General features: G+C 45.6%; 25 protein-coding genes, 1 pseudogene and 1 riboswitch. Of the genes and pseudogenes, 14 read left to right on the forward strand and 12 right to left on the reverse strand.

Features of this window, described 5'->3' with window-relative positions; translation table 11 throughout:
• Positions 1 to 56: 56 nt before the first annotated feature.
• Positions 57 to 2006, reverse strand: coding sequence for a methyl-accepting chemotaxis protein (locus AC58P7_RS00715; RefSeq protein ID WP_497339459.1), 1950 nt, complete (start codon positions 2004 to 2006; stop codon positions 57 to 59).
• Positions 2007 to 2267: 261 nt separating this feature from the next.
• Between AC58P7_RS00715 and AC58P7_RS00720 the strand changes: the two genes are divergently transcribed.
• The 5 genes from AC58P7_RS00720 to phoU all read left to right on the forward strand — a co-directional run bounded on the left by AC58P7_RS00720 (position 2268) and on the right by phoU (position 6600).
• On the forward strand, positions 2268 to 3185 hold the full coding sequence (locus tag AC58P7_RS00720) for a phosphate ABC transporter substrate-binding protein (RefSeq protein WP_497339460.1): 918 nt from the start codon (positions 2268 to 2270) through the stop codon (positions 3183 to 3185).
• Positions 3186 to 3355: 170 nt separating this feature from the next.
• Positions 3356 to 4291: a phosphate ABC transporter permease subunit PstC gene (gene pstC / locus AC58P7_RS00725; protein WP_497339461.1), complete on the forward strand. Its 936-nt coding sequence runs from the start codon at positions 3356 to 3358 to the stop codon at positions 4289 to 4291.
• Positions 4288 to 5145, forward strand: a complete 858-nt coding sequence (pstA, locus tag AC58P7_RS00730) for a phosphate ABC transporter permease PstA (RefSeq protein WP_497339462.1) — start codon at positions 4288 to 4290, stop codon at positions 5143 to 5145. Before pstC ends, pstA begins: the two co-directional genes overlap by 4 nt.
• Positions 5146 to 5148: 3 nt before the next feature.
• Positions 5149 to 5916, forward strand: coding sequence for a phosphate ABC transporter ATP-binding protein PstB (gene pstB / locus AC58P7_RS00735; RefSeq protein ID WP_497339463.1), 768 nt, complete (start codon positions 5149 to 5151; stop codon positions 5914 to 5916).
• A gap of 24 nt (positions 5917 to 5940) precedes the next feature.
• The gene (gene phoU, locus AC58P7_RS00740) at positions 5941 to 6600 is read left to right on the forward strand and encodes a phosphate signaling complex protein PhoU (protein ID WP_497339464.1); all 660 of its coding nucleotides are present in this window, start codon (positions 5941 to 5943) and stop codon (positions 6598 to 6600) included.
• Positions 6601 to 6668: 68 nt separating this feature from the next.
• On the opposite strand, the gene AC58P7_RS00745 is transcribed toward phoU, so the two are convergent.
• Complete coding sequence (locus tag AC58P7_RS00745) at positions 6669 to 8276, reverse strand: ATP-binding response regulator (protein ID WP_497339465.1); 1608 nt, start codon at positions 8274 to 8276, stop codon at positions 6669 to 6671.
• A gap of 153 nt (positions 8277 to 8429) precedes the next feature.
• Between AC58P7_RS00745 and AC58P7_RS00750 the strand changes: the two genes are divergently transcribed.
• On the forward strand, positions 8430 to 10169 hold the full coding sequence (locus tag AC58P7_RS00750; RefSeq protein WP_497339466.1) for a GGDEF domain-containing protein: 1740 nt from the start codon (positions 8430 to 8432) through the stop codon (positions 10167 to 10169).
• 149 nt (positions 10170 to 10318) lie between these two features.
• On the opposite strand, the gene AC58P7_RS00755 is transcribed toward AC58P7_RS00750, so the two are convergent.
• Positions 10319 to 11068 (reverse strand): HAD family hydrolase, encoded by a 750-nt coding sequence (locus AC58P7_RS00755; protein ID WP_497339467.1) that lies wholly within the window; start codon positions 11066 to 11068, stop codon positions 10319 to 10321.
• A gap of 132 nt (positions 11069 to 11200) precedes the next feature.
• On the opposite strand from AC58P7_RS00755, the gene polA reads away from it, so the two are divergent.
• The 5 genes from polA to AC58P7_RS00780 all read left to right on the forward strand — a co-directional run bounded on the left by polA (position 11201) and on the right by AC58P7_RS00780 (position 16863).
• A complete protein-coding gene (gene polA, locus AC58P7_RS00760) occupies positions 11201 to 13864 on the forward strand; it encodes a DNA polymerase I (protein WP_497339468.1) in 2664 nt (887 codons plus the stop codon).
• Between the two features lie 52 nt (positions 13865 to 13916).
• Positions 13917 to 14777 (forward strand): DNA-formamidopyrimidine glycosylase, encoded by an 861-nt coding sequence (gene mutM, locus AC58P7_RS00765; protein ID WP_497339469.1) that lies wholly within the window; start codon positions 13917 to 13919, stop codon positions 14775 to 14777.
• A gap of 98 nt (positions 14778 to 14875) precedes the next feature.
• Positions 14876 to 15622, forward strand: a complete 747-nt coding sequence (locus AC58P7_RS00770) for an MntP/YtaF family protein (RefSeq protein ID WP_497339470.1) — start codon at positions 14876 to 14878, stop codon at positions 15620 to 15622.
• Positions 15623 to 15655: 33 nt separating this feature from the next.
• Positions 15656 to 16252 carry a dephospho-CoA kinase gene (gene coaE, locus AC58P7_RS00775; RefSeq protein ID WP_497339471.1) on the forward strand — a complete coding sequence of 199 codons (597 nt, stop codon included), beginning with the start codon at positions 15656 to 15658 and terminating at the stop codon, positions 16250 to 16252.
• Complete coding sequence (locus AC58P7_RS00780) at positions 16249 to 16863, forward strand: lytic transglycosylase domain-containing protein (protein WP_497339472.1); 615 nt, start codon at positions 16249 to 16251, stop codon at positions 16861 to 16863. Before coaE ends, AC58P7_RS00780 begins: the two co-directional genes overlap by 4 nt.
• A gap of 69 nt (positions 16864 to 16932) precedes the next feature.
• On the opposite strand, the gene AC58P7_RS00785 is transcribed toward AC58P7_RS00780, so the two are convergent.
• On the reverse strand, positions 16933 to 17142 hold the full coding sequence (locus AC58P7_RS00785) for an alpha/beta-type small acid-soluble spore protein (RefSeq protein WP_477589597.1): 210 nt from the start codon (positions 17140 to 17142) through the stop codon (positions 16933 to 16935).
• Positions 17143 to 17261: 119 nt separating this feature from the next.
• On the opposite strand from AC58P7_RS00785, the gene nrdR reads away from it, so the two are divergent.
• Positions 17262 to 17741 (forward strand): transcriptional regulator NrdR, encoded by a 480-nt coding sequence (nrdR, locus tag AC58P7_RS00790; protein ID WP_028557296.1) that lies wholly within the window; start codon positions 17262 to 17264, stop codon positions 17739 to 17741.
• A 202-nt stretch (positions 17742 to 17943) separates the two neighbouring features.
• Here the strand turns inward: nrdR and AC58P7_RS00795 are convergent, their stop codons facing one another.
• Positions 17944 to 18135 (reverse strand): hypothetical protein, encoded by a 192-nt coding sequence (locus AC58P7_RS00795; protein ID WP_497339473.1) that lies wholly within the window; start codon positions 18133 to 18135, stop codon positions 17944 to 17946.
• A gap of 39 nt (positions 18136 to 18174) precedes the next feature.
• A riboswitch (cyclic di-GMP riboswitch) is annotated at positions 18175 to 18273 on the reverse strand.
• 84 nt (positions 18274 to 18357) lie between these two features.
• Here AC58P7_RS00795 and AC58P7_RS00800 point away from each other — a divergent pair.
• Entirely contained in the window at positions 18358 to 18531 is a 174-nt protein-coding gene (locus tag AC58P7_RS00800; protein WP_497339474.1) for a hypothetical protein, read from the forward strand.
• Positions 18532 to 18580: 49 nt separating this feature from the next.
• On the opposite strand, the gene htpG is transcribed toward AC58P7_RS00800, so the two are convergent.
• The 6 genes and pseudogenes from htpG to AC58P7_RS00830 form a co-directional block, all read right to left on the reverse strand.
• Positions 18581 to 20461, reverse strand: coding sequence for a molecular chaperone HtpG (gene htpG / locus AC58P7_RS00805; protein WP_497339475.1), 1881 nt, complete (start codon positions 20459 to 20461; stop codon positions 18581 to 18583).
• A gap of 391 nt (positions 20462 to 20852) precedes the next feature.
• A pseudogene (locus AC58P7_RS00810) lies at positions 20853 to 21077 on the reverse strand (hypothetical protein); the annotation flags it as partial.
• 152 nt (positions 21078 to 21229) lie between these two features.
• Complete coding sequence (locus AC58P7_RS00815; protein ID WP_497339476.1) at positions 21230 to 21382, reverse strand: hypothetical protein; 153 nt, start codon at positions 21380 to 21382, stop codon at positions 21230 to 21232.
• A 38-nt stretch (positions 21383 to 21420) separates the two neighbouring features.
• Positions 21421 to 21897 carry an NAD-dependent epimerase/dehydratase family protein gene (locus tag AC58P7_RS00820; RefSeq protein WP_497339477.1) on the reverse strand — a complete coding sequence of 159 codons (477 nt, stop codon included), beginning with the start codon at positions 21895 to 21897 and terminating at the stop codon, positions 21421 to 21423.
• 162 nt (positions 21898 to 22059) lie between these two features.
• On the reverse strand, positions 22060 to 22872 hold the full coding sequence (locus AC58P7_RS00825) for a DUF2705 family protein (RefSeq protein WP_497339478.1): 813 nt from the start codon (positions 22870 to 22872) through the stop codon (positions 22060 to 22062).
• On the reverse strand, positions 22869 to 23759 hold the full coding sequence (locus AC58P7_RS00830) for an ABC transporter ATP-binding protein (RefSeq protein WP_497339479.1): 891 nt from the start codon (positions 23757 to 23759) through the stop codon (positions 22869 to 22871). Before AC58P7_RS00830 ends, AC58P7_RS00825 begins: the two co-directional genes overlap by 4 nt.
• A gap of 158 nt (positions 23760 to 23917) precedes the next feature.
• Here AC58P7_RS00830 and AC58P7_RS00835 point away from each other — a divergent pair, with 158 nt between their 5' ends.
• Entirely contained in the window at positions 23918 to 24505 is a 588-nt protein-coding gene (locus tag AC58P7_RS00835; RefSeq protein ID WP_497339480.1) for a TetR/AcrR family transcriptional regulator, read from the forward strand.
• On the opposite strand, the gene AC58P7_RS00840 is transcribed toward AC58P7_RS00835, so the two are convergent.
• Complete coding sequence (locus AC58P7_RS00840; RefSeq protein WP_497339481.1) at positions 24500 to 25330, reverse strand: AraC family transcriptional regulator; 831 nt, start codon at positions 25328 to 25330, stop codon at positions 24500 to 24502. The genes AC58P7_RS00835 and AC58P7_RS00840 overlap by 6 nt on opposite strands.
• Positions 25331 to 25466 lie beyond the last annotated feature (136 nt).

Consider the following 25466-nt stretch of genomic DNA (forward strand, 5'->3'; position numbering starts at 1 on the left):
CGCAAAAGAGCTGAGTCCCCGAAGGGGCTCAGCTCTTTTTTCTGTATGGAGGACACCTATTTGGAAGTTACTAGCTCCTTTTTCTTCTCCTGAAGTTTAACCTGATCATCTTCCACAGTTTCCACCGGAACACGTTGTTCCAACTCGGGGTCGATGCTCAATTCCCCTTCAATTGTTGCAATTTGATTAACGATTTGCACAACGGTTTGACTCGTTAGCTCAACATCCTTTTCTTTAGTCGCAAAGCTAGCGACCGCCTCAATCACCTTAGGTTCACCATCGACTTCGGCAATCTGAAACTTACTTATTTCAGCAAATAGCTGCTGTGCAAGCTCGAGAATATCATCCGACTCTTGGGCAATACGTCGAATGGATGCGTCCTGCTGGATACTGGTCGAGTTGACCTCTTCCACGCCAGCGGCTGTTTCCTGTGCAATCGCGGCAACGAACTGAACGGAATCGACGAGGTGATCGTTTTTGGACTGAGCTTGCTCGATTTTCTGATGAATCTGCACAATCTGCTCGCGGATGACGAACGTCGACTGTTCGATTCGACTGAAAGAGCCGAACGTCTCCTCCACGTGGCTGCTCTGCGTCAACGCAGATTCACGCGCATCGACCAAAGAGAGCTGCAGCTCTTGGATCTGCCCCTGCAGCGTCCCGATAATGCCACTGATCGTCTTCGACGATCCGTTGGTTTGCAGGGACAACTCGCGCACTTCGTCCGCGATCACGGAGAAGCCGCGGCCGTGCACACCGGCACGGGCCGCTTCGATCGCGGCATTCAACGCAAGCACATTCGTTTGCGTTGAAATATCCATGATCGAGCGCACGATGGCGCCGATCTGGTTCGAGCTGGCGCTGAGCGTCTGCATCGCCGCATCTACCTTCTGCAGCAGGATCTGCGACTGCGCAGTCGCAGCTTTCAGCGCCTGCACGGACGCGGTGCCTTGCTGTGTACCGACAGCTGCCTCGTCGCTGCTGCGTTTCATTTCATTGGTATACGCGCTGATGTCGCGGATCTCTGCTTCCAGCTCGGCAATGAGCATCGAGCTGCTCTCTGTTTTCATCGCTTGCTCGTCAGCGCCTGTTGAAATTTCATGGATTGCTTTCAGAATATCTGTATTAGCTGAAGCTGTCAGCTGGGAGAATCGATGAAACTCATGGGAGTGAGCGGATAAAGAAGAAGCGATCCCTTTGGTCGCGCCGAGCATGAGACGCACTTGCTTAATCATTTGATCGAAGCTGTTGCTCAACAGACCCAGTTCATCTTTGGCGGTGGAATTAATGGTGTGTGTCAAATCACCGGCAGCAATGCGGGAAACAGCCTTTTGCAAAACAGAGATCGGACGTGTGAACGACGTAATAATGAGAAAAGCTATGGCCATGGTTAGGAAGAAGACGAAGGCTGAAGCGACCAACATGATTGTGCGGCTATCATTAAGGGCCTTGGAGGAGCTAGCAATGGCCGCTGCAGCGCCGTCTGCATAGGTGACATAAAACTTATCGACTAATCCAAAGATGCTGTCCTTCAACTCTTGCGATTCACTATATAAGTACAACAGATTGATTTGAAGATCATTTGCTTTGATATTCGGATCCTGAACCATTTTGGCTGCCGTATCGAAATTATTGATGTAATCAACAGATGCTTGGATTAAAAGGCTTCGCCATTTTTGCTGATCCGGGGAGCTGGCGGTATTGCCAATCTTCTGAATGAGATCGTTATAGGGCTTTCGTTTACTATTGTACTTCTCGATAAATTCCGGTTTCTTTGAAATCTCAAGTCCAGAAGCAATGATGTTCATCTCCTGAACCATATTCTTAAGCTCTAGTGCCATCACTTTAAGATCGACTTTATCGTTCTGCTCGGTCATATGCTGCTTAATTTGCGTTACCTGATGGAGATTGAACAGGGCCACGGCCAAGAAAACGAGCAGCACGCCGCTAAAGCTTGCGATCAATTTAGCACGCATAGAAAAGTTGGACAAAGACATAATACGCATATGTATACCTCCTATAAATAGGCAAGCTTTGACATTTTTCTGCTTACCTACTTATTAATATAGGGGGCTTCTATTAACTAGAGCATCGAACTATGTAAACAATTTGTAAATTAAAAGTTTTACATTACGTTTACGTTTCGATGGTTTGAATTTTACATTCGCTTGTTACGATGTAGAAGTAAGGTCGTTCGACACACAAGAAGATGGGGATCGAACTTAACCAAATCCAGAAACATACATTCAAAGGAGGACATGTTAACTATGTTTAACTTCATGTCGAAAAAAGGAATTACATTCACACTATCCGCGGTATTAATGATGGGGACTTTGGTTGGTTGCGGCGCTAAAACAGAAACGAAAGATACGGCTTCCGCATCACCTGCTGCAACTGTAGCAGCTTCTGCAAAGCCTAGTGAAGCACCTAAAACTGATTTGAGTGGTACGGTAACAGCTTCTGGATCAAGCGCACTTCTTCCTTTAGTGAAACAAGCGGCAACAGAGTTTATGGAAAAGAACCCTAAGGTAACGATTAACGTAACTGCAGGTGGTTCAGGTACAGGAATCAAAAACGTAGCAGACGGTACATCAGACATTGGTAACTCCGATGTTGAGCCAGCTGCTGAATATAAAGATAAAGGTCTTGTTGACCACCAGGTGGCTATTGCTCCATTCGCACTAATCGTAAATAAAGATGTAAAAGTAGATAACGTAACGAAGCAACAAGCAGCAGATATCTACATGGGTAAAGTAACGAACTGGAAAGAAGTTGGCGGTAATGACGCGAAAATCGTTCTTGTTCACCGTCCAGACAGCTCAGGTTCCCGTAAATTGGTTCAACAAATCATCTTGGACGGCAAAGAATTCACTAAAGACGGAATCACACAAGAAAACAGCGGTGCAATGAAAACGGCAGTAGTAGGTCAATCCGGTTCTATCGGTTATGTTGATACACCTTATATCGATGATACTGTAAAAGCTTTGAAAATTGATGGCGTAGCTTACACAGAAGACAACATCAAAAACGGCACATACAAATTGTTCGGTGTGGAACACATGTATACAAAAGGCGAAGCTAAGGATCCAGCTAAAGCATTTATCGCTTATATCTCCAGTAAAGAATTCCAAGCTAAACAAGTTCGCGATTTGAAGTTCCTACCAGCTGATTTGCTTAAAAAATAATAAATTCTTAAAAAGAACATACTAAGAGCGCTCGCAATCTAAGGAGCGCTCTTTTTATCGTTTCCAACCAAAACTTTTACATTCGCTTAACAATTCATTTACGATCCAATAACATTCGTATTCTATGATATTACTAAGTCTTGTGTATGAAGAGAAAGGGGAATCACGCAGTGAATTCCATAGTAGATCAACTAACCAGCGCAAAATCGGATGAAAGTCGCCCTGTCGTCACCAAGTGGACTCAAAATCAGCATCGGCAAGATAGAATGATGAGATGGGTGTTTGTCGGCAGTGCTGCTTTAGTTTCTGCAATTATATTCTCAATCATCGTGTTCGTCGGCATGCAGGGGATCAAAACTTTCCAAGGTGTAAGTCCTTTAGAATTTTTCTTCTCAACCGATTGGACGCCTGGTCAAAATAAATTCGGAGCGTTTCCTTTTCTATACAGTACGCTGCTAATGACACTTGTTGCTGTCGTCCTTTCCGTTCCGCTAGCGTTATCGGGTGCTTTATTTATGGCCAAAATCGCACCTAAATGGATGCGCGAAATCATGCGTCCTGCAACGGATTTATTCGTCGGGATTCCATCCGTTGTATACGGACTAATCGGGATGACCGTCATTGTCCCTGCACTTGGTAAAATAACAGGCGGTATTGGCTATGGTATATTGCCAGCTGCTATCATCCTAGCCATTATGATTCTACCGACTATTCTGTCCATTTCCGAAGATGCCATTCGTTCGCTTCCGGGTCGTTTGGAAGAAGCCTCACTGGCGTTGGGGGCAACGCGGTGGCAAACGATGTGGCGTGTTCTCTTGCCAGCAGCAAGACCTGGAATTCTGACAGCTATTATCCTTGGTATGGGCCGCGCAATTGGCGAAACGATGGCGGTCTTCATGGTCATCGGGAACTCACCACAAATGCCGAAATCGCTGCTTGACTCCACTACGGTGTTAACAACAGCAATCGTCAAGGATATGGGGAATACGAATTACGGATCAACATGGAATAACGCTCTTTACTTGATGGCTTTGTTACTACTTGTCATCTCCTTATCTCTCATTCTCATTATTCGTATCGTAGCAAAGAGGAGTGAACTTAAATGACAAGTAAAACAACGGACCGCATCGCAACGATCTATTTCTGGTCATCGGGCATTATTATTATCGGGATTCTGGCATGGTTTCTCGTTCGCATACTAGGCGATGGCATCCCGCACTTATCCTGGCATTTCATCTTCGGTAAACCTGAAGAAATTAAAGCCGGCGGCGGGGTAGGACCTCAGCTTTTCAACTCTTTCTATGTTTTGCTCTTGTCACTCGTCATTTCGATCCCAATCGGTTTATTCTCAGGTATTTACCTAGCGATTTATGCGCAAAAGAATTGGTTTACCGACCTCGTCAGAATTTCTGTTGAGGCGTTGTCTTCCGTTCCGTCTATCGTGTTTGGATTGTTTGGTTTCCTCTTGTTTGCTAATTTGCTAGGACTCAAATTTTCATTGATCGGCGGCGCGGCTACCGTTGCCCTATTAAATTTACCCGTCATGGTTCGGGTTACGGAAGAAGCCATTCGTACGGTGCCTGATTCCTATTGGGAAGCTAGCTTGGCGCTGGGCTCAACGAAATGGCAGGCTATCCGCAAAGTACTCATTCCAGCGGCTTTGCCGAGCTTGATTACAGGCATCACATTAATTGCCGGCCGTGCGCTTGGTGAATCAGCGATTCTCATTTACACAGCAGGTTTGTCCGTTTCTCGCTACTTCCCAGATTTCAATCCGCTCAAAATGGGAGAGACACTCTCCGTTCACCTCTGGTATATCGGTGCTGAATCACTCGTTCCTGATGCGAAAGAAATCGCAAAAGGAAGTGCTGCGCTGCTTCTAATCGTTGTCCTAATCTTCAATCTGCTGGTTTCGATACCAAGTCGAATCTTGCAAAAAAGACTTTCCGGGGGGAAATAACACATGGCTATTGCGACGAAGTATAAGATTAAGGCAGAAAAGTTGAATTTATTTTATGGAGATAATCAGGCGCTTCACGACATAGATTTGAATATTGAGACAGGATCAATTTCGGCGTTAATTGGTCCATCAGGCTGTGGGAAATCTACCTTCCTTCGTACCTTGAACCGGATGAATGATCTCATTGATAGTGTACGAATCACAGGGAACGTGGCAGTAGACGGACACAATATTTATGGCTCCGATTCCGACGTTGTTTCTCTTCGTAAGCGTGTGGGTATGGTGTTCCAACGTCCTAATCCATTCCCAATGAGCATCTATGATAATATTGCCTATGGACCGCGTATTCATGGTACGAAGAAAAAAGCGGTACTTGATGAAATTGTAGAACGCAGTCTGGTACAAGCCGCACTTTGGGATGAAGTAAAAGATCGACTGAACAAGTCTGCGATGGGGTTATCAGGTGGACAACAACAACGGTTATGTATTGCTCGTTTGCTGGCGGTAGAGCCTGATGTACTACTGATGGATGAGCCGACATCCGCCCTTGATCCGATTTCAACGCTGAAAGTTGAAGAACTAACACAAACCTTAAAAGAGAAGTATACGATTATCATCGTGACACACAACATGCAGCAAGCAGCGAGAATATCAGATATGACATCCTTCTTCCTTAACGGTTATTTAGTAGAAACAGACAAAACCGATAAGATCTTCACCAATCCGAATGATCAGCGTACAGAAGATTACATTACGGGTCGATTCGGCTAAACACACATTGAAGGAGAGATGCACATGGACGCAAGACCGGGGTTTCATCAATCATTAGCCCTACTACAAAAAGAATTGCAGCATATGGGAGAAAGCGTGGAGGACTTAATTCACCAGTCAGTGGAGTCGCTCGCGAAGCTGGATGAGAAGGCTGCTCAACAAGTTATCCAGAAAGATGATCTTATAGATGATTATTTAATGACTATTGACGAGTTGTGTCTTCGATTAATTGCCTTACAACAACCGATGGCAAGTGACCTAAGGATTATTGGTACAGCACTGAAGATTGCGACAGACTTGGAACGTATTGCGGATCATGCTGTTGATATTGCCAAGATTACGATTCGTTTCGCGGGTGAAGAGTTAGTCAAACCGCTAGAAGTGATTCCGCAAATGGCGGAAATCGCGATTGAAATGCTGCACGAAAGCCTTCTCTCGTACACGGAGCGCGATGTACATAGAGCGGCTTCACTCGCAGAGAAGGATGATCGGGTAGATAAGCTTTATAGCACCGTGATGCAGGAGCTTATGGGCATGATGGGTACGGATTATCATCGTAATCGTCAACTAACTCATCTGTTGTTCGTTGCACACTTTCTGGAGCGTGTGGCGGATCATACAACGAATATCGGTGAAGGTGTCATCTATATGGTCACGGGGAAACGAAAAGATTTGAACGTGTAAGGCTAGTTATAAACAAAGAAGGGCCGCTTCCAAAAGTAGAACAATCTACTTCGGAGGCGGCCTTTTTCTCAAATTTGTGGAAGTGGAAACCGAATGAAGAAGGTTGTCCCATTCGGGCTGGAGCTTACTTCAATCGACGCGTGATGCCTAGCGGCAATGCTGTAACAGATCGCTAAGCCTAGTCCTGTTCCTTCATCTTTCGTCGTGAAGAAGGGTCGACCTAATTTCTCCAAATGTTCCGTCTGAATACCACTGCCCTGATCAGCTATCATGAGAACAACATGTTCCAATTCTTGATAGGTTTCTATGGTCAAAGTTCCGCCCGTGCTCATCGCTTCAAGTCCATTCATACACATGTTCAGGATGAGCTGACGCATTTCTTTATCGTCGAGCTGTATCTCTGGGCAGCAGCCGAATTGTCCATTGACATGCTTGCCAGACATGACGGCTTCTGCTTGAATCAAGGGCAGTAAGCTTTCGATAATGCGGTTAATATGCTCAGGACGCTGATAGGACTGTTTATTTTTGGCGAGGGAAAGATATTCCGTAATGATTTCGTTCGCTCTGTCCAATTCTTCTAACATTATAGGGATATATTCTTTTTGCATATGGCGATCATTCTCTTGAAAGAGTTGGAGGAAGCCGCGAATGGTCGTCATCGGATTCCGAATCTCATGAGCAATACCGGCGGCCATTTCACCGACTAGGTTTAATTGGGCTAAACGCGCCATTTCGGATTCAAATCTTAGACTCTCCGTAATATCTACCGCGACATGAAGCAAGCAGTTTTCATCTTCAATATCGATGATCTCTGTGGATAGGAGAGCGGTTCGAATTTCGCCCGATTTTGTTTCATACCGAACTTTCTCATTCCGCACGATATCTCCATACTTCGTCGTATTGTTGAGTTCGTCTCGCAACAGATTCAGAGTTGTGCCAATAACTTCGTCTCCATAGCCAGTATGCTGCTTCCAACTTTCATTGACATCGATATAGGTAAGGTCTGGTAGACGCCGGATTGACATCAAGGAAGGCGAGAGGATGAACATTTTTTTGAAATGCTCTTGGGAGTTCATCAGTTTCTCATGGGCATCGACCAGCTCTGAAGTTCGTTCTTCAACCCAATTCTCGAGAAGTAAGTTCTGCTCGATTAATTTCTCCTCAGCTTCTGCGAGTTTGCGATTCGTCTCTTCAAGATCCAGGGTGCGTTTATGTAATAGCTCACTCTGGGACTTCAGCTTCTGATGGTTCAGATGCATATTTACGAAACCATCCACCTTCATGCGCAGCATTTTGGGATGGACAGGTTTAAATAAGTAATCAATGGACCCCACATGATAGCCCCGTAATACATGCTCAATCGAGGTACTGAGGGCGGTTAAGAAAATGATCGGGATATCCTGACAAGCTTTCCTTTGCTTGATTAGTTCTACAGTTTCAAAGCCGCTAAGCCCTGGCATCTGCACATCCATCAAAATGACCGCGATATGATCGGCAGGTTCTTTTAATAAATATCGAAGTGCTTCCTCCCCTGATTGTAAAGAAATAACGTCATAGGAAGAAGAGGCCAGAATGCTATTCAGAGCCAGCAAGTTTTCATAGCGATCATCTACCGCCAAGATTTTTACTTGTTGTTCCATCTCTTGTCCTTTCCGCACGATATCTGCTGTACGCACCTAACAATTCATATCACACCTTTTCGAGGAAAAAGTGTAATTCCCTCTTTTTTCTTTAAAGTCTTTACATACATTTTACATATGGTTAATCAAGCTTATCATTTGTTTTGATAGACTAGAGGTACATGCAGAAATAGATGAGGGATGATGGACATGAAAGCGCAGTTAGACGTGGTAGTACAGTTTCAAAAACTGATCGAGGAGCAGCGGATCTCTTCCGTTTATCAGCCGATTGTTTCTTTACGGGATGGCCAGGTCATGGGGTATGAAGCCTTAACACGAGGTCCCGTTGATAGTCCGTTTCAGTCACCATTAGCGATGTTTCAATATGCGGAACAGCAGGGCGAGCTTTATCGACTAGAGCAGTTAGCGCGTGAGAAGGCGATTCAAGGATCCATTTTGGAACATCAACAGCAACTACTATTTATCAATATATCATCGCACGTTCTTGAAGACCCTGGCTTTGTTCCAGGCAAAACGCTGGATATCTTGCAGAAATATGGACTTAGCCCGAGCAATGTCGTCTTCGAAATTACCGAAAGAAGCTCGATCGAGGACTTCTCACTCGCTAAGAAAATTCTCGCCCATTATCGGACGCAAGGCTATCGGATTGCCATTGATGATGCGGGAGCGGGATATTCCTCTCTCCAAGCGATTGCCGAGCTTCAGCCGGATTTTATTAAAATCGATCGTTCGCTGATCGAAAATATTCACATAAATAAAGTGAAAGCGTATATTCTCGAAACCTTCGTAACGTTTGCACTAAAGATGAACATCTCGTTAATCGCTGAGGGCATTGAACAAGTAGAAGAGCTGGCCAAATTAACACAAATGGGTGTGCATTTTGCGCAAGGTTTCCTGCTCGGAAAGCCTTCGACAACGCCAGCGCGGGTACTGGACACACATAAAATGATCATTTGGCAGCATCGCAATATACAAGGAGGAAATATGACTTGGCATATCGGCGGGCTGAAAACACCTGTTGGGGTGTTTCATATGCATGCAATGATTTCACAGGTTGCGGATTACTTCAAGAAGAATCAAGAAGCGGTCGGGGTGGTCATCGTTCATGAAGAGCAGCCTGTTGGGCTTGTTATGCGGGATCGTTTGTTTCAACATTTAGCCGGACAATATGCTTACTCCTTGTACTGGAATCGTACGATAGATAGTGTGATGGATGCATCACCTCTTATCGTTGACGAGCAGGTGGCAGTTGAGCAAGTGTCGCTGCTTGCAACGTCTCGCGCCATTCATCATTTATACGACCTGGTCATCATTACGAGCAATGGGAAAATGGCGGGAACGGCGTCCATTCGAACGATTCTGGAAAGTATTACGAATGTACGGATGGAGTCGGCCCGAGTCGCCAATCCATTAACGGGTCTTCCAGGGAATTTGCAAATTAATCGGGAATTGAACAAGCGGATAGGTGAGAGTGAACCCTTTCATGTCATCTATGCGGATTTGGATTATTTCAAATGGTTTAATGATCGATTTGGCTTTCAAAAAGGTGACCAACTCATCCAATATACGGCGGATGTCATGCAGCAAGCGATCGCGTTTTATGGAACCCCGCAAGATTTTGTAGGACATGTCGGTGGAGATGATTTTATTGCAATCTCCACAACATTCTCACCGAAGCTGCTATGTCAGGAAATTATCAATCGCTTTGAAGATGGGGTACGGCTGTTCTACGAAGGAGAAGAATGGGTGCATGTGGTAGATCGGAGCGGTAATCAATTGAAGAGCGAGGGGGTCACGCTCTCGCTATCCTTAGTTCTGTGCAGCTGTGAGTCCCCCATTTCACTTGAGCACATATCACAAACGGCAGCCCAACTCAAAAAGCAAGCGAAGGCGCATCAAGGCAGTATTTATTTCCACATGAAAGTATAAGTTTTCGGCAACCGAAAACTGCTTTCGATTGGCGATAAAACCTACATCTGAACGCGGTCGCTCATCCTTGAATGACCTCGATAGAGGTTTTCTCATTTTCAAGCCATAGGTTAACCCTGCCCGCATCCTACCTATCAGGTAAACAACATTCAGAATGTATAAATTAACTGTTTGAATGAACGAACAATAATGACTTTCTGCTTCCCGATTCGCCTCTCCGATATTTTCTTAATATTCCCCGGATGTATCCAGACCGCGTCCATGCCCGTTGAAGCTGCACCTACCACATCATTACGCCATGAGTTTCCGACCATCACACTTTGGCTGGAAGCCGTGTTCATGGATTTCAGAGCTCCCTCAAAAATCGCAGGATGCGGCTTTCGCGGACCATCATTCTCCGTCGTAAACAAACGCTCCTGATCAAACCACGAGGTCAGCTTCATTTTCTCCAGATTGCGCTGCAGTCGTTTCCGATTCCCGTTACTAATGATGGCCAGCTTATAATGACGGGATAACACCTCTAACGTATCTTCTACTCCTGGAAATAGGGCGACGAAATTATCTTCCAGTTCTTCAACTTGATTGAAAAAGGTTCGCGTAAACGCCGTATTGACCTGCATAGGAAAGGGATGGAGCGCTTTGATTAAACAAATATGCCGCAGCTCGTCGGGAGAGATGGGGCTTCGGATAGGCGTTTTACGATGGCGGCTCCACTCGGACTTATAGCTAAGCAGCGCCTCTTGCGCGGTCAGTTTCGTATCCTCTGTTTCCCACCTTGCCGTGAAATCCTGCATAACTTCAAGAAAAGCGGAGTCGAAACATTGTCTGCGATCTAGAATCGTATTATTCATATCAAAAAATATAACCTTTTTGCGTGTGGGTGAGAAAAAAGGGCTCATACGGAGAACCTCCTTCTGAAGACCGGACCATCCTAACTTGCATTCCTTACATGTTTATGTAGGGAACCGTTTTTTTATTTTAATTTCGTATGCTATGATGAAGGAAGTATGTCTAAAATTGGGGTGGAACTTATGGATAAGCTTATTATTATTGATGGGAACTCAATTGCGTTTCGTGCCTTCTATGCGTTGCCGCTGCTCAGCAATTCAAGCGGTTTACACACCAATGCGGTGTATGGCTTTACAACCATGCTACTGAAATTAATTGAAGAAGAAAAGCCAACCCATTTTCTCGTTGCCTTCGATGCGGGGAAAATTACGTTTCGACATAAAGAATACACCGAATATAAAGGCGGCCGTGCCAAAACGCCAACGGAGCTCTCTGAACAATTTCCGTTAATTAAAGAACTGCTGAAAGCGTTCAAAATTCCGCAATTCGAGCTCTCAGGCTATGAAGCGGATGATATTATCGGGACGCTGACGAAAGCGGCGGACGCCAAAGGGGAGAAGGTTCTTCTCGTGTCTGGCGATAAGGATATGCTCCAGCTCGCCTCTGAGCAAGTCACAGTTGCCATTACCCGTAAGGGAATCAGTGAGATGGATCTGTACAGCCCAGAAGCGATTAAAGAAAAATACGGCCTCACACCGAATCAAATTATCGATTTGAAGGGTCTTATGGGCGATACGTCCGATAATATACCGGGGATCCCTGGTGTAGGTGAAAAGACGGCCCTCAAAATGCTGCATGAATTCGGCACGGTTGAAGAAGTATTAGCCAATTCGGCGAGTTTGAAGGGCAAGATGAAAGAGAAAGTGGAAGAGCATGCGAAGGATGCCATCATGAGCAAGGAGCTGGCGACCATCTACCGTGAGGTTCCGATGGAAACAGCTTGGGATTCGTTCCGCTATGATGGTTTCGATGGACAAGCTCTGTCCAGTATGTTTCGTAAGTTGGAGTTTAAATCGCTGCTGGAGAAGATGGATTTCGGAGCCGTCAGCATGGAGGCGGAAGATCTTGTCGTCGAGAGTCTGGAAGCTGTCGCGGTTACAGAAGCCAATGTAGATACGTTGATTGCTAAATTGGATGATCATGCAGCTATCCACGTGGAAGCTGTTGGCGAAAACCCCCATCAAGCTATCATGGTTGGGGTTGTATGGTTTATTGACGATGGTGCTAGCAACACCTCTTATTATGTGCCTTTCCCACTGCTGCAGAGTGAAGCGGGCAAGCCGCTGCGCGATTGGATCAGCGATGCTTCCAAGAAGAAGCAGCTCTTCGATCTGCACCGCGCGCAGCTGGCGTTAGCTTGGCAGGGCATTCACCTCGCAGGGGTGGATTTCGACGTGCTGCTGGCCGCTTATCTCCTCGATCCGACAGAGTCGAATCTCAGCTTGAGCGGCCTGTCTGTGAAGTATGGTCTGCCGGCCGTGAAAGCAGACGAGGATGTGTTCGGCAAGGGCGCGAAGTTTCGCCTGCCGGAACTAGCTGCGCTTAGCGACCACTTAGGTCGCAAAGCAATGGCCATGGCGCGCATGGTTCCCGTGCTGCGCGATGAATTAGAGAAGGGCGAGATGCATCGCCTCTTCTACGAGCTTGAGCTGCCTCTCGCAGGCGTTCTCGCGGAGATGGAGATACGTGGCATCACCGTGGATGCCGAAGGGCTTAAAACGCTCGGCGTGGAGCTTGGCAAGCAGCTGGACACGATCATGTCCAGCATCTATAAGCTCGCCGGCGTCGAGTTCAACATCAACTCACCGAAGCAGCTCGGTGAGGTTCTGTTCGAGAAGCTGGGATTGCCAGCTTCGAAGAAGACCAAAACCGGCTACTCGACGGATGCCGAGGTGCTGGAACGTCTTGCGCCCTACAACGAAGTCGTCGGGCAGATCCTGCACTACCGCTCGCTAGCGAAGCTGCAGTCGACCTACGTCGAAGGGCTGCTCAAAGAGGTGCGGCCTGAGACCGGTAAGGTGCACACCTATTACCGGCAGACGATTGCCGCGACGGGACGTCTCAGCAGCCAGTTCCCGAACCTCCAGAACATTCCGATTCGTCTGGAAGAGGGTCGTAAGATCCGCAAGGTCTTCGTCCCATCCGAGCCTGGATGGTACATTCTTGCAGCGGATTACTCACAAATCGAACTGCGCGTGCTAGCGCACATCTCGCAGGATGAGAAGCTGACAGAAGCGTTCCTTCAGAATATGGACATTCACACGAAGACAGCGATGGACGTTTTCGGCGTAGAGGAAAGCGCTGTGGATAGCAATATGCGCCGTCAAGCGAAAGCCGTTAATTTCGGCATCGTGTATGGCATCAGCGAGTATGGCTTGTCCCAGAACTTAGATATTTCCCGGAAAGAAGCAGGGCAGTTCATTGAACAGTATTTTGCCGTGTTCCAAGGGGTTCGCCGCTATATGGATGAAATTGTAAAGGATGCGCGCAGAGATGGCTATGTCACAACGTTGCTGCAGCGTCGACGCTATTTGCCTGAAATTACAGCATCGAACTTTAATATACGTTCATTTGCGGAACGTACTGCGATGAACACACCGATTCAAGGGACAGCCGCAGATATTATTAAGCTCGCTATGGTTCAAATGGCGGACAGATTGGTAAAAGAAGGGCTGAAGAGCCGCATGCTGCTTCAAGTACACGATGAGCTCGTATTTGAAGTCCCTGAAGATGAATTAGAGACGATGCGTCAGCTCGTACCAGAAGTTATGGCGGCTGCTCTGAAGCTGGATGTTCCCCTGCGTGCAGACGTGGATTTCGGCCTTACTTGGTATGACGCCAAGTAATAGGGTGCCATCCGTGTGAGCTGCTCCCAACACCAAGAAGGAGGTGAACACCTTGCCTGAGCTACCCGAGGTTGAAACCGTCAAACGAACGTTAAATCAATTAATTACTGGGAAAACAATCGCCCATGTTCAAGTTAGGCTGCCTCGTATTATTCAAAAGCCTGACGATATTCAGCAATTTGAAACGCTGCTGCAAGGTCAAACGATCGAAACCATTGAACGAAGAGGCAAGTTTCTTCGATTCATTCTCACCGATTATGTAATGGTCTCCCATCTGCGGATGGAAGGCCGGTACGGCTTGTATGCAGGCGATGATCCGCTTGAGCCTCACACGCATGTGTTGTTTCGTTTTACGGATGAGAGTGAGCTTAGATACAAGGACGTGCGGCAATTCGGAACGATGCATCTGTTTCCTAAGGGTGAGGAGCTTACGCAGCCTCCGCTGGTTAAGCTCGGTCTTGAGCCGCTGGATGAGGCGTTCACCTTTGAGGCTTTTCGAGAGGTGATTGCCCATCGTTCTACGAAGATCAAACCGCTGCTGCTCAATCAAGCATATATTGTGGGGATCGGGAATATTTATGTAGACGAGTCCCTCTTTCTAGCTGGGATTCATCCTGAACGGGAAGCTTCCTCTTTGAGTAAAAAGGAGCTAGTCCTGCTGCATGAATCGATTATTCGCACCCTTCAAGACTCGGTTGAAGTAGGAGGTTCGTCGATCAAATCGTATGTGAATGGTCAAGGTGAAATTGGCCTTTTCCAACATCAATTGAACATTTATGGCAGACAATCACAGCCCTGCAAAACATGTGGAAATGAGATTATGAAGACCGTCGTTGGCGGCCGAGGAACTCACATTTGTTTGACATGTCAACCACTGAAGCCCAAGCGGTCACGAAAGAAGTCTGAGAAATAGGCACGTGAAGCGTACCCTCCCCATATGATATGGAGTACTTAGCCTAGATAATGAGCTCGCAATGCTCGTTTACAGGTAAAACGCTTAGGAGGGTTTGTATGCTTCCTGTCATTTCTCTGCTTATTTTGGCATTTGCGGTTTCTTTGGATGGATTCGGTGTTGGCGTTATGTATGGGTTACGCAAAATCCGTATACCCCTTATATCCATTGGGATTATTTCGCTTTGGTCTGGTATCATCATTTTCACTTCGATGCAGATCGGCGTTCTTATGTCTTCCTTCATGTCACCCTCGTTCGCGAAACGAATTGGCGCACTTATACTAATCGGAATCGGTATTTGGGCTCTTATCCAAATGCGACAAGGGCAGAAAAACCAAGCGCAACAAGAGCTGGCAGCTGTCTCAGATGATCATGGAGCCATCAGCCTCAGCTCAATGCCTTATGCGGATATTCGTAACTCAGGCTATGTGGAACCAGTGACCTTTGACACCTTGCAGAGAACGAAAGAGATACTCAATATTGAACTGAAACGCTTTGGCCTTGTGATTCAAATATTGCGAACTCCATCCATCGCGGATGTTGATAAGTCTGGCAATATTTCAGCCTCTGAGGCAACTTTACTTGGTCTAGCCCTGTCTTTAGATGCTTTCGGAGCGGGAATAGGAGCTGCTTTAATCGGCTTCGTTCCGTTACTAACGGCTTCTGTCATTTCCATTTCAAGTGGATCCTTACTTGCTGTAGGTTTACGGATTGGCTTTCGATATGCGGAGATGCCCTGGATGAAAAAGCTTTCTATCCTTCCAGGATGTGTTCTTATTGTCATGGGACTTTTGAAAATGTTATAATCCATCATCTATGAACGTTTAGGAGAGAAGCTTATGAATATCGGCTTAACAGGAGGCATTGCCTGTGGAAAAAGCACGGTTAGCCTCATGCTGGTTAGCCGTGGCGCCCTTTTAATCGATGCAGATCAGATTGCTCGTGATGTTGTCGAGCCTGGCAGCCCTGTTCTTGAACAGGTTGCTGCACATTTTGGACAAGCTGTGATTGGATCAGATGGCTCTCTACAACGCAAAAAACTAGGTGAAATTATCTTTGGATCCCCAGAAGCGCGTAAGCAGCTGGAGGGACTGCTTCATCCCCCTATTCGCGCAAGGATGCGTGAACAGATGGCATCGTATGAACGGGACTACCCCACCAAGCTGGTTGTGGTTGATGTTCCTTTACTTATAGAATCGAATTTGGTCTCGATGTTTCAGGAAATTATGGTTGTTTATATTCCTCGTCACTTGCAAGTGGAACGACTTATGAAGCGAGATGGCTTGTCGGCAGAGAATGCACAGCTTAGGCTTGATGCGCAGATGTCGATCGAGGAGAAAAAGAAGTTGGCGGATATCGTTATCGACAATAGCGGGACATGGGAAGAAACCAACATGAGGGTAGAGCGGTTTTGGGTAGGGAAGGGATTAGCATGACGTTCTTTCGTAAAAAACGAATGTTCGCACTTCTGCTTATCGTTTTTGTCATGATCCTCTTCATGAATAGCGCAATTATAGGAAGAAAGCTATATCCCATCTACTTTCAGCAGGAGATTAGGCAAAGCGCGGCGAAACACAATATAGATCCGTTTCTGATTGCTGCCATTATACGTGTGGAAACGAATTATAAATATCATTTAGAATCAAGCAAAGGGGCATTGGGGTTGATGCAGCTTATGCCTGATACCGCGGATTGGATTGTAGAATCCTCGAATTTAGGGCCCCATACGCAAGAAGATTTGCTTCGTGTTGATATCAACATTTATTTGGGATCATGGTATTTAAATTGGCTGATTAAGCATTATAATGGGAATTTGGTCTACGCCATTGCCGCTTATAATGCAGGTCAAGGTAATGTGAATAAATGGAAAAACAATGGGGTTTGGGACGGTTCTGAATCGACGATTCGTGATATTCCCTTTGGCGAAACTCGACATTATGTACAACGAGTTCTCTATTACTATGAGAAATATACGAAGCTTTACACGGAGCAATGGAACGGTGCTGAAAAAGCTGCTTTGTCAGCATACAAAGAAGCATTGGACTAGCTCCCGGGGGAGCGAAGAGTCCAATGCTTCCTGTGTGGCAGAGTCGTCACGAGCCTGGTTAATTCAAGATTACTTGAATTGACCTGCTAGAGATTGTTCTGCAATTTGTACCAGGCGACGAGTAATGCTACCACCAATAGAGCCAGCGTCACGAGAAGTCATGTTGCCCATATAGCCATCTTGTGGGATAGCAATACCAAGCTCTTGAGCTACTTCGTATTTCAACTGATCCAAGGCTGCATTAGCTTGTGGAACGACTAAAGTATTGTTTGAACTCATGTCTGTTCACCTCCTTGTCGGTTGGTAAATCTATTGTGTGCAGATCTCGAAACTTCAAGACATGTAACATATGGTAATGAAATTTCCAAATTTCCAAGAGAGAAAGGAGAGGAAAGCGAATGAAATGTCCGTTCTGTGACCATTCTGGTACGAAAGTGCTTGACTCCAGGTCCGCCAATGAGAATAAATCGATTCGTCGTCGGCGAGAGTGTGAGAAATGTGCAAGAAGATTCACAACTTTTGAAATGGTAGAAGAAACACCATTAATTGTGATTAAAAAAGATGGAAGCCGGGAAGAATTTAGTCGTGAGAAAATTTTACGTGGCTTGATTCGTGCTTGTGAAAAAAGACCGGTTTCCATGGAACGACTGGAGATGCTCGTGTCTGAAGTTGAAATGCAGCTTCGCACAACAGCTCATGCTGAAGTAGATAGCCTAGGCATTGGTGAAATTGTGATGGAACAATTGTACCCCGTCGATGAAGTGGCCTACATTCGCTTCGCCTCTGTATACAGGCAATTTAAGGACATCAACATGTTCCTAAAGGAGTTAACGCAAATATTGGGAAAGCATGACACCGGATTACTCCGGGATAAATAAGGTTGTATAATGCTGACACGAATTGATTTGTTTTTTTTCGAAATCTGACAAAAAATAAGCAAAAGACAGCGGGTGTCCCGCTGTCTTTTGCTGTTTCATGACGGCGAAGCCAATAATGACGCCACATCATGAACATTTTAAAAAAAATTATTCTATTGACATCAACCGACTGTATTTTTGTAATCGATAAGGCATAATTCGTTTATTGAGTACGTTTGTCCAGTTCACTGCGAAGAAAATGAATAAACCGAATAGCTTCATCAGGGGTTAATACGTTGTTATCAAACGTAAAGGAGAACATGTCCAGAATTTCACTTTCAGGAAGATGCAAGTTATCAATTAATTGCTTCACATCTAAGCTCATATTGCCGTCAATGACTATTTTATTTACCAATCTGTTTCCTCCTTTGTCGTACTGCAATTATCGGATGGAGGCGGTAGCTGGCTGACATACTGGACAGAAGACAGAAGTGCCAATGTAGTCCCTATAGATTTGCGTCATCACTTTTCAGTGATTTTGCCTTTATCGTACCGATAACCGCTTATATGAAAACTATATCACAGGTTAGGTTTGACTTGCTATCAATTACATTAATTCGAAGGATGGTTGAATCCTATGTCCGTCAATAGCCCTAAATCCAGTAAAATTTCTTGTCAATTGGATATTATGAAGGTTGCGGAAGCGCTTGGTATCGATCAAGACCGCTTACTCGCATATGTCTATTCGGGTACAAAAGCCGTCCTAACCTGTGAAAAAACGGAACCTATTTCTCCTTCGGATCCTGCCTAACCCCCAAAAAAAAGCACTACAACGATGAAGTTGCAGTGCTTTACTTTATTTATACCATGATTTTGCAGATATCGTTGGTGAACTCAACCGGATCTTGCAGCGGCAGGCCTTCGATTAAGAGGGCTTGATTGTACAAGAGTGCAGTGTACAGGTTCAACTTCTCTTTATCTTTCTCGAAAGCGTCCTTCAGGGAAGCGAAAACGTCGTGGTTGACGTTGATTTCCAGTACCTTCTCGGCTTTCACATTCGGGTTGTTCGGCATCGCGTTTAAGATTTTTTCCATCTCGATGGTGACATCGCCATCCGTTGATAAGCATACTGGATGCTTTCTCAAGCGCTTGGACGCTTTTACGCTCGTCACTTTGCCAGCCAATAAGCCATTCATGTAGTCGAATAGATCCTGATTTTCCTTTTTGTCAGACTCGGAATCGTTTTGGTTATCCTCGACATCAATACCGAGATCCCCACTCGAAACAGATCTAAATTCTTTCTCTTTGTAGGTCATAATCATTTTGATGGCGAATTCATCGATATCATCCGTAAAGTACAAGATCTCGTAGCCTTTATCAGTCACAAGCTCGGTTTGCGGCAACTTATCGATTCTTTCCATCGACTCACCGGAAGCATAGTAAATGTACTTCTGGTCTTCTGGCATTCTCGATACATACTCGTCCAATGTGACAAGTTGTTTCTCCTTGGAGGAAGAGAACATCAACAGATCCTGTAGAAGCTCTTTATGCGTGCCGTAGTCGCTGTATACACCGAATTTAAGCTGTCTGCCAAAGGACTTGTAGAATTGCTCGTATTTCTCTCTCTCGTCCTTCAGGAGGCTTTGCAGCGAGCCTTTAATTTTGCTGGAAATGTTTTTGGCGATCAACTTCAACTGACGATCATGCTGCAGCATTTCTCTGGAAATGTTGAGCGACAAGCTCTCGGAATCAACCATCCCTTTGACGAAGCTGAAATAGTCAGGAAGCAGGTCGGCGCATTTATTCATAATGAGAACGCCGTTTGCGTAAAGCTCTAAGCCTTTCTCATATTCCTTGGAATAATAGTCATAAGGCATGTTTTCCGGGATAAATAGGATCGCTTGGTAAACCACCGCGCCATCTGCACTCACATGAATGTGCTTAAGCGGTTTGTCGAAGCCATAGTGCTTCTCATGGTAAAACTTCTCGTAATCCTCAGGCGTTAACTCGCTTTTGTTCTTTCTCCAGATCGGCACCATGCTGTTCACATGCTGCTCTTCTTGATAGTCCTCGAATTCGCTTTCGCTGCCTTCTTTCAGACGTTTGCCAGTGATATCCATTTTGATTGGATAGCGGATGAAGTCGGAATATTTTTTGATAATTGCTTTGAGGCGATATTCGTCTAAGTATTCGTCGTAGTTATCATCTTCTGTATTCGGTTTGATGGAGAGGACAATCTCCGTACCGACGGAATCCTTCTCTGCTGGAGCGATCGTGTAACCGTCAGCGCCATCCGATTCCCATTTGTAAGCCGTGTCGCTTCCAAGGGCCTTACTAGTTACCGCAATGTGGTCAGCCACCATGAATGCGGAATAGAAGCCTACCCCGAATTGACCGATAATGTTGTGCCCATCTTTGCTTTCGTTCTCTTTCTTAAAGGCAAGGGAGCCGCTCTTCGCGATAATCCCCAAATTGTTTTCAAGATCTTCTTTCGTCATCCCGATACCCGTATCGCGGATAGTTAGGATACGATTTTCTTTATCAGCCGTAATTTTGATGAAGTAGCTATCTTTGTCAAAAACGAGCGAGTCGTCTGTAAGTGCTTTGTAATAAATTTTGTCAATCGCATCGCTGGAGTTGGAGATAAGCTCTCTTAGAAAGATTTCGCGTTGTGTGTAAATCGAATTGATCATCATTTCCAAAAGACGCTTGGATTCGGCTTGAAACTGTTTCTTTTCCACGGATAGATCTCCTTTCGATATGTAACAGGGTATGTGTTAGATGAGTCATTAGCACTCGCACGCTGTGAGTGCTATACACTAACTTTATATCATCCCTGAAATTTAATGTCAATTAGAAAGGGATAAAACTGAGAGCGTATAGCCGATTTTGACGGAGGGAAGTATTCTGGCGGGAACAAAACGAATGCCTTCTTGATGGAGATACTGCGAAAGTGCAGCAATTTTATTTGAATTTGGCTGTATTGTGGTCATATCCTGCAAAAATACATGAACTTGCGTCGATGTCATACAAATCATAAGGAATTAGGGGGGATGATGCATTTTCGCAGTATTTTGTATGAATGTTCTGAAATTAGGTTGAGATTGATTTATTTTCGCATTAAACCGCTTATTCATAAGAAAACGAAATCACTTGATACCCCATCGCAGCTAAACATGTTTCCCGGTTCAGCTTGTTACAATATTTTTGCCTGTCCATATCTCTGACATGTGGGCCAAAGCTCTTAATTTCGATGATCAGCTTTACGAACTTCGTCAGCCAGGCGAAATCGCATAAATAAGATAATCCCCTCCAATCGAGGACTTCGAATTCCGGATGCAAATCGTCGAAATTTCCTTATAAGGGAAATACGTCTATTTAACTAGGAACAGTTTCGACAGCTAGGGCTGCTGGAACGTTATACGTGGAACCCCTTCAATTCAAGGAAGCAAAGGTTCAGACGTTAACAATAAGCAGTTCCCCTCCGAACGATTCTCCCGTACGCCTGTCTATTTCCCCGACGCCTGGCGAATATCTATGCTCTCCATGATCGCTTTCGGATAGCCACCCCGCGCTACATGGATCATAGCCCGGCCAATCTGCTCGGAGTCAATGACGGCATTGGGGAACCATTTTTGCAAGATGGGAAAAATGGGCCTCATGATGACTATAGCGGTTTGGTAGAGCTTCGTTTTGGATTTCACGCCATTCTTCGGCAGAATGGCGCCAGGTCGGAACATATAGGCTGATTTGAAAGGCAGCTTGAGGAGGTCATTTTCCGTTTGCCTTTCACACGTGCCCACATGCTGCTGCCATGCTCGGTGCTATCGGTACTAGCACCTGTGACATAGATGAAGGTCATTTGGGGCTGGATTTTGACTAATGTGTTGGCAATGCTCATGGTCAGATCATAGGTGATCGCCCGATACTTCTCCTCACTCATGCCCACAGATGAAACGCCGAGGCAGAAGAAGCAGGCATCAATGCCCGTAAGCTGATCCGTGAAAGCAGACAAATCGGTGATATCCTTCAGAACATGCTCGCGGAGCTTCTGATGAGACTGTGTTGTAGCACTTCGGCCAATTGAGAGTACGTTATGAACTTGAGGATCGAGCAGACATTCACGCAGCACGCTTTGTCCGACCATCCCCGTGGCTCCAAAAATCAGAACGTTCATGGAAATCTCACCTTCCAGTATGTATTAAGAAAGCAGAACAGCTAAGAGATGTGATGCTAGTATCATACTAATTTTAAGGTACTTCGTACATGATCTCTAGCAAAAAACCGCTCTATTAGCAGTCTTATGCTGCTAGAAGAACGGTTTCTACATGAACTAGCTTTACAGAGGTAAATCACGTTTGCGGAAAAGTACAATTGCCGCTGCGTAGGTAACGAAGCCAATTGCAGTCAACAGCAGCCAGGGGAAGGTTAAGCTAACCTCGCCGCCAATGACACCGCTGGGATCATACAGGGAGAAATAGCTCAAATTGCGCAGCCAATCGATTTTGTCACTGAGTTTTCCGAGAAAATCAAGGCTGAAAAATCCAAAAGTCAATACCGCTGAAATCCCCAGCGCTTTCTTCTCGTCATTCGCGAGTGAAGAGACGAGGAAGGCAATCCCACCTACAGCGAAGAAAAGCAGGAATGCGGCAATGTTCATTTGCATGTATGCGCCCCCGTGAAAGTCACTCAAATCTCCGATAAAGAGGGCATAGCCCGCAAATCCGCACAGTGTCGTTACCGCGATAATCAGAAAGAGACCAGTCACAAAAACAACAGCTTGCGTCAGCGCTACTTTCCCACGCGCTGTAGGAACGACGAGCAAATAGGCCATCGCACCTTGATCAACCAACTTGGCCATCAATTGAGTGGTGAACAGGATGCAAAAAATAGACAGGATGATCACGAGCAACAAACCGTAATATTCACCAGAAATGAAGGCTTCCACCGTACCGAAGCCGCTACCCAAATTAAAAGCGTTCGTCAAACTTTGAGGTAGATTTTTGATCATCTCATCGAGTGCCGCATTGTTATTAGCGAAGCTAGGAAATAACCAAAACATGAGCAAAATATAGAAAGCGGAGCCGAATGCATAGTTCATCATTACTTTGATATGAATACGCATCATATGTTTATAGAGAGCTTTATTCATGCGATTGTCCCCTTCCGGTCGTAGTAGTTCATGAACACGTCTTCGAGGCTTTGTGTGAACACATCGAGGTTACGGATCGCATATTGGGAGGTTGCGGCTAGAAAGTGTGCGTACTCTCCCTGCACAGCCGCTCGCACTCGGTTGCCATCACGGGATTCGATTACGATGCCGGATGTTTTCACAAACGCTTCAGCATCTTCCACACGTTCGAACGTGACCTCGAACAGCTTACGCTGCATCGACTGCAACTCGTGAATATCTTTCACGGTGATGATGCGACCGTCCTTAATGATGGCAGCTCGATCACAAGTCCTCTCCATCTCTTGGAAGCTATGTGATGACATCAGGAAGGTTGTTCCCCGAGCTTTCTCCTCCAGCACCAAGTTGATGAACACCTTCTGCATGAGGGGATCTAGACCCGAAGTGGATTCATCCAAAATGACGACTTCCGGTCGATGCATGAAAGCGGCGACGATGCCGACCTTTTGCTTCATGCCTTTGGACATTTTACGGATAGGCGTCTTAACGTCAAATTGGAACCGCTCGATGAGCTCCTCACGCCAAGCGGTTTGCTTCATTCCCTGTAATTCTGCCATGAAATTCAGGAAGGATAGGCCTGTCATGCCTTCGATAAACGCGATTTCACCTGGCAAATAGCCGAGATAACGCTGCACGTTGCCTTGCTCGGTCCAAGTATCGAGGCCACCCACTTGTACGGTGCCATTATCAGGCTTCATGAAGCCCATGATATGGCGGATAGTCGTTGATTTACCGGCTCCGTTCGGTCCTAGGAATCCGAACACTTCGCCTTTTTTGACGGAGAAAGATACATCGAATATGCCTTTTCCATTTGGAAAAGTTTTGGTCAACTGATGAACAGTTAACATAGCGGCCACCTCCATAGATGAAAGCTAAGAAATAAAGTTATGAAATATTTATTTCGTATAATTTCAAAACTAATGTTACTCCTGAACGTTCAAACCGTCAATACTTATGAAATATATTTGTGGTATAATTTCATTATTCCAAAAATCAGGTGATGCAAATGAATGGCTACGAAAAAAGAGCGCAGCTCAAAAAAGATAAAATTATGGCGGCAACCCTAGAACTCTTGAAGACCGCAAACTCTCAGACCATGCGAATTGCGGATATTGCTGCCGCGGCAGGCGTGTCGCAAGTCACGATCTATAATTATTTTGGCAGTAAGGAAGATCTAGTACGTGAAGTGTTTGTTGCATATATAAGGAAAACCATTACGGAGTTTGAGGTATTTCTGAACGCCGAGCATTCTCTGAAGGAGAAAATCGAATATATTATTTTTCAAAAGAAGGAGTCGTCTCGGACGTTCGGGCTTCAAATGATGAAGCAAGTTTGGTTGGAGGATCCGGAACTGGCGAAATTCGTCCATGAAGAGTATATGGCCAAAGGCATCCCCTTGGTCGTCAAGCTTATTGAAGACGGGAAGAAGGCGGGAGAGATATCCGAGGCTATTTCCACGTCAACGATTATGATGTATATGAACATGATGACGAACCAGGCGGATACCATGATCGCTTACGCTGAGGAGCACGGCAATATGGACACTGTCATCGAGGAAATGGTGCACTTATTCTTCTATGGCGTAAGGTCATAGGCGATGCAGCTTGCGGTAGGAGGAAGGCGTCATTTTCATGCGCTTTTTGAATACGCGGCTTAAATAGAATTCGTTCTCAAACCCGCACTGTCCAGCTATTTGCCCTAAAGTCATATCGCTGTCCAGCAGCAACTTCTGCACCTTCTGAATGCGCAGAGAGGTTAAGTAATCGATCGGCAGCATGCCGGTCGATTTTTTGAATTTACGGGTAAATTGGACCTGTGTGAGGCCTAATTCCTTAGCAATATTTTTCATCATAGGGGTGGATGTCGCCTGTTCATGAAGGATTTGGGTGGCTTGCATCATGAGGTCATCCTTTTCGTGCGGGTTACCGAGTGTCCAAGGGGAAGCTGCTTCGGGACTAGCCGAATAAGATTCCTCCACAACTTGCATCCAGAGGTCGGTAAGCACATGTTGACGGATGGAAGAGGCGACGGTGCCTTCGTATTGGAACCATTTTTTCAAGTAGGCATAGTTAGATGCTGCTCGGTGAAGATCGAGAATGGTGATTTTTCCTGAGGGCAAGGTGCCTTCCGTTGGCAGAGGTTGCCCAGTCTCATCTACCCATTGCAGCAGCATGACGTGAAAAGATAAGGGCTGAACAACTTCCCGACGAAACATAACCCCCGGGGGACATAGCACAAGATCTCCGAAAGCTGCTGTTCCCTCGTATTCATGGATCTGATAGGTAAAGCTTCCATTCTCCACAGCAAATAGCACCCAAAATTCATTGGAATCCTCTTGGAGTTGGAAGACGGCTTTCTCCTTCCAGTACATATGACTGAGCAGTTTCGGTCGTATCGCGGCTGCATCTTGTGGTTGCATCGTCCTTGTCACCTCTCACTTTCCGAGTCCCATCGTTAATATAATCTCTCCTTTTATAATAATGGTTACACTTAGCAGAAGAAAGCTTTGAAATGAAATTTTGTATAAGTCAATGATAAAAGCGTGCATGGTTTAA

Source organism: Paenibacillus sp. J22FR5, assembly GCF_059691975.1.

Coding starts and splice junctions, on each gene's coding strand:
- AC58P7_RS00715 (WP_497339459.1), bottom strand. CDS start 2,006: ATGCGTATTATGTCTTTGTCCAACTTTTCTATGCGTGCTAAATTGATC.
- AC58P7_RS00720 (WP_497339460.1), top strand. CDS start 2,268: ATGTTTAACTTCATGTCGAAAAAAGGAATTACATTCACACTATCCGCG.
- pstA (WP_497339462.1), top strand. CDS start 4,288: ATGACAAGTAAAACAACGGACCGCATCGCAACGATCTATTTCTGGTCA.
- pstB (WP_497339463.1), top strand. CDS start 5,149: ATGGCTATTGCGACGAAGTATAAGATTAAGGCAGAAAAGTTGAATTTA.
- phoU (WP_497339464.1), top strand. CDS start 5,941: ATGGACGCAAGACCGGGGTTTCATCAATCATTAGCCCTACTACAAAAA.
- AC58P7_RS00750 (WP_497339466.1), top strand. CDS start 8,430: ATGAAAGCGCAGTTAGACGTGGTAGTACAGTTTCAAAAACTGATCGAG.
- AC58P7_RS00755 (WP_497339467.1), bottom strand. CDS start 11,068: ATGAGCCCTTTTTTCTCACCCACACGCAAAAAGGTTATATTTTTTGAT.
- polA (WP_497339468.1), top strand. CDS start 11,201: ATGGATAAGCTTATTATTATTGATGGGAACTCAATTGCGTTTCGTGCC.
- AC58P7_RS00770 (WP_497339470.1), top strand. CDS start 14,876: ATGCTTCCTGTCATTTCTCTGCTTATTTTGGCATTTGCGGTTTCTTTG.
- coaE (WP_497339471.1), top strand. CDS start 15,656: ATGAATATCGGCTTAACAGGAGGCATTGCCTGTGGAAAAAGCACGGTT.
- AC58P7_RS00780 (WP_497339472.1), top strand. CDS start 16,249: ATGACGTTCTTTCGTAAAAAACGAATGTTCGCACTTCTGCTTATCGTT.
- AC58P7_RS00785 (WP_477589597.1), bottom strand. CDS start 17,142: ATGAGTTCAAACAATACTTTAGTCGTTCCACAAGCTAATGCAGCCTTG.
- nrdR (WP_028557296.1), top strand. CDS start 17,262: ATGAAATGTCCGTTCTGTGACCATTCTGGTACGAAAGTGCTTGACTCC.
- AC58P7_RS00800 (WP_497339474.1), top strand. CDS start 18,358: ATGTCCGTCAATAGCCCTAAATCCAGTAAAATTTCTTGTCAATTGGAT.
- AC58P7_RS00815 (WP_497339476.1), bottom strand. CDS start 21,382: ATGAGGCCCATTTTTCCCATCTTGCAAAAATGGTTCCCCAATGCCGTC.
- AC58P7_RS00820 (WP_497339477.1), bottom strand. CDS start 21,897: ATGAACGTTCTGATTTTTGGAGCCACGGGGATGGTCGGACAAAGCGTG.
- AC58P7_RS00825 (WP_497339478.1), bottom strand. CDS start 22,872: ATGAATAAAGCTCTCTATAAACATATGATGCGTATTCATATCAAAGTA.
- AC58P7_RS00830 (WP_497339479.1), bottom strand. CDS start 23,759: ATGTTAACTGTTCATCAGTTGACCAAAACTTTTCCAAATGGAAAAGGC.
- AC58P7_RS00835 (WP_497339480.1), top strand. CDS start 23,918: ATGAATGGCTACGAAAAAAGAGCGCAGCTCAAAAAAGATAAAATTATG.
- AC58P7_RS00840 (WP_497339481.1), bottom strand. CDS start 25,330: ATGCAACCACAAGATGCAGCCGCGATACGACCGAAACTGCTCAGTCAT.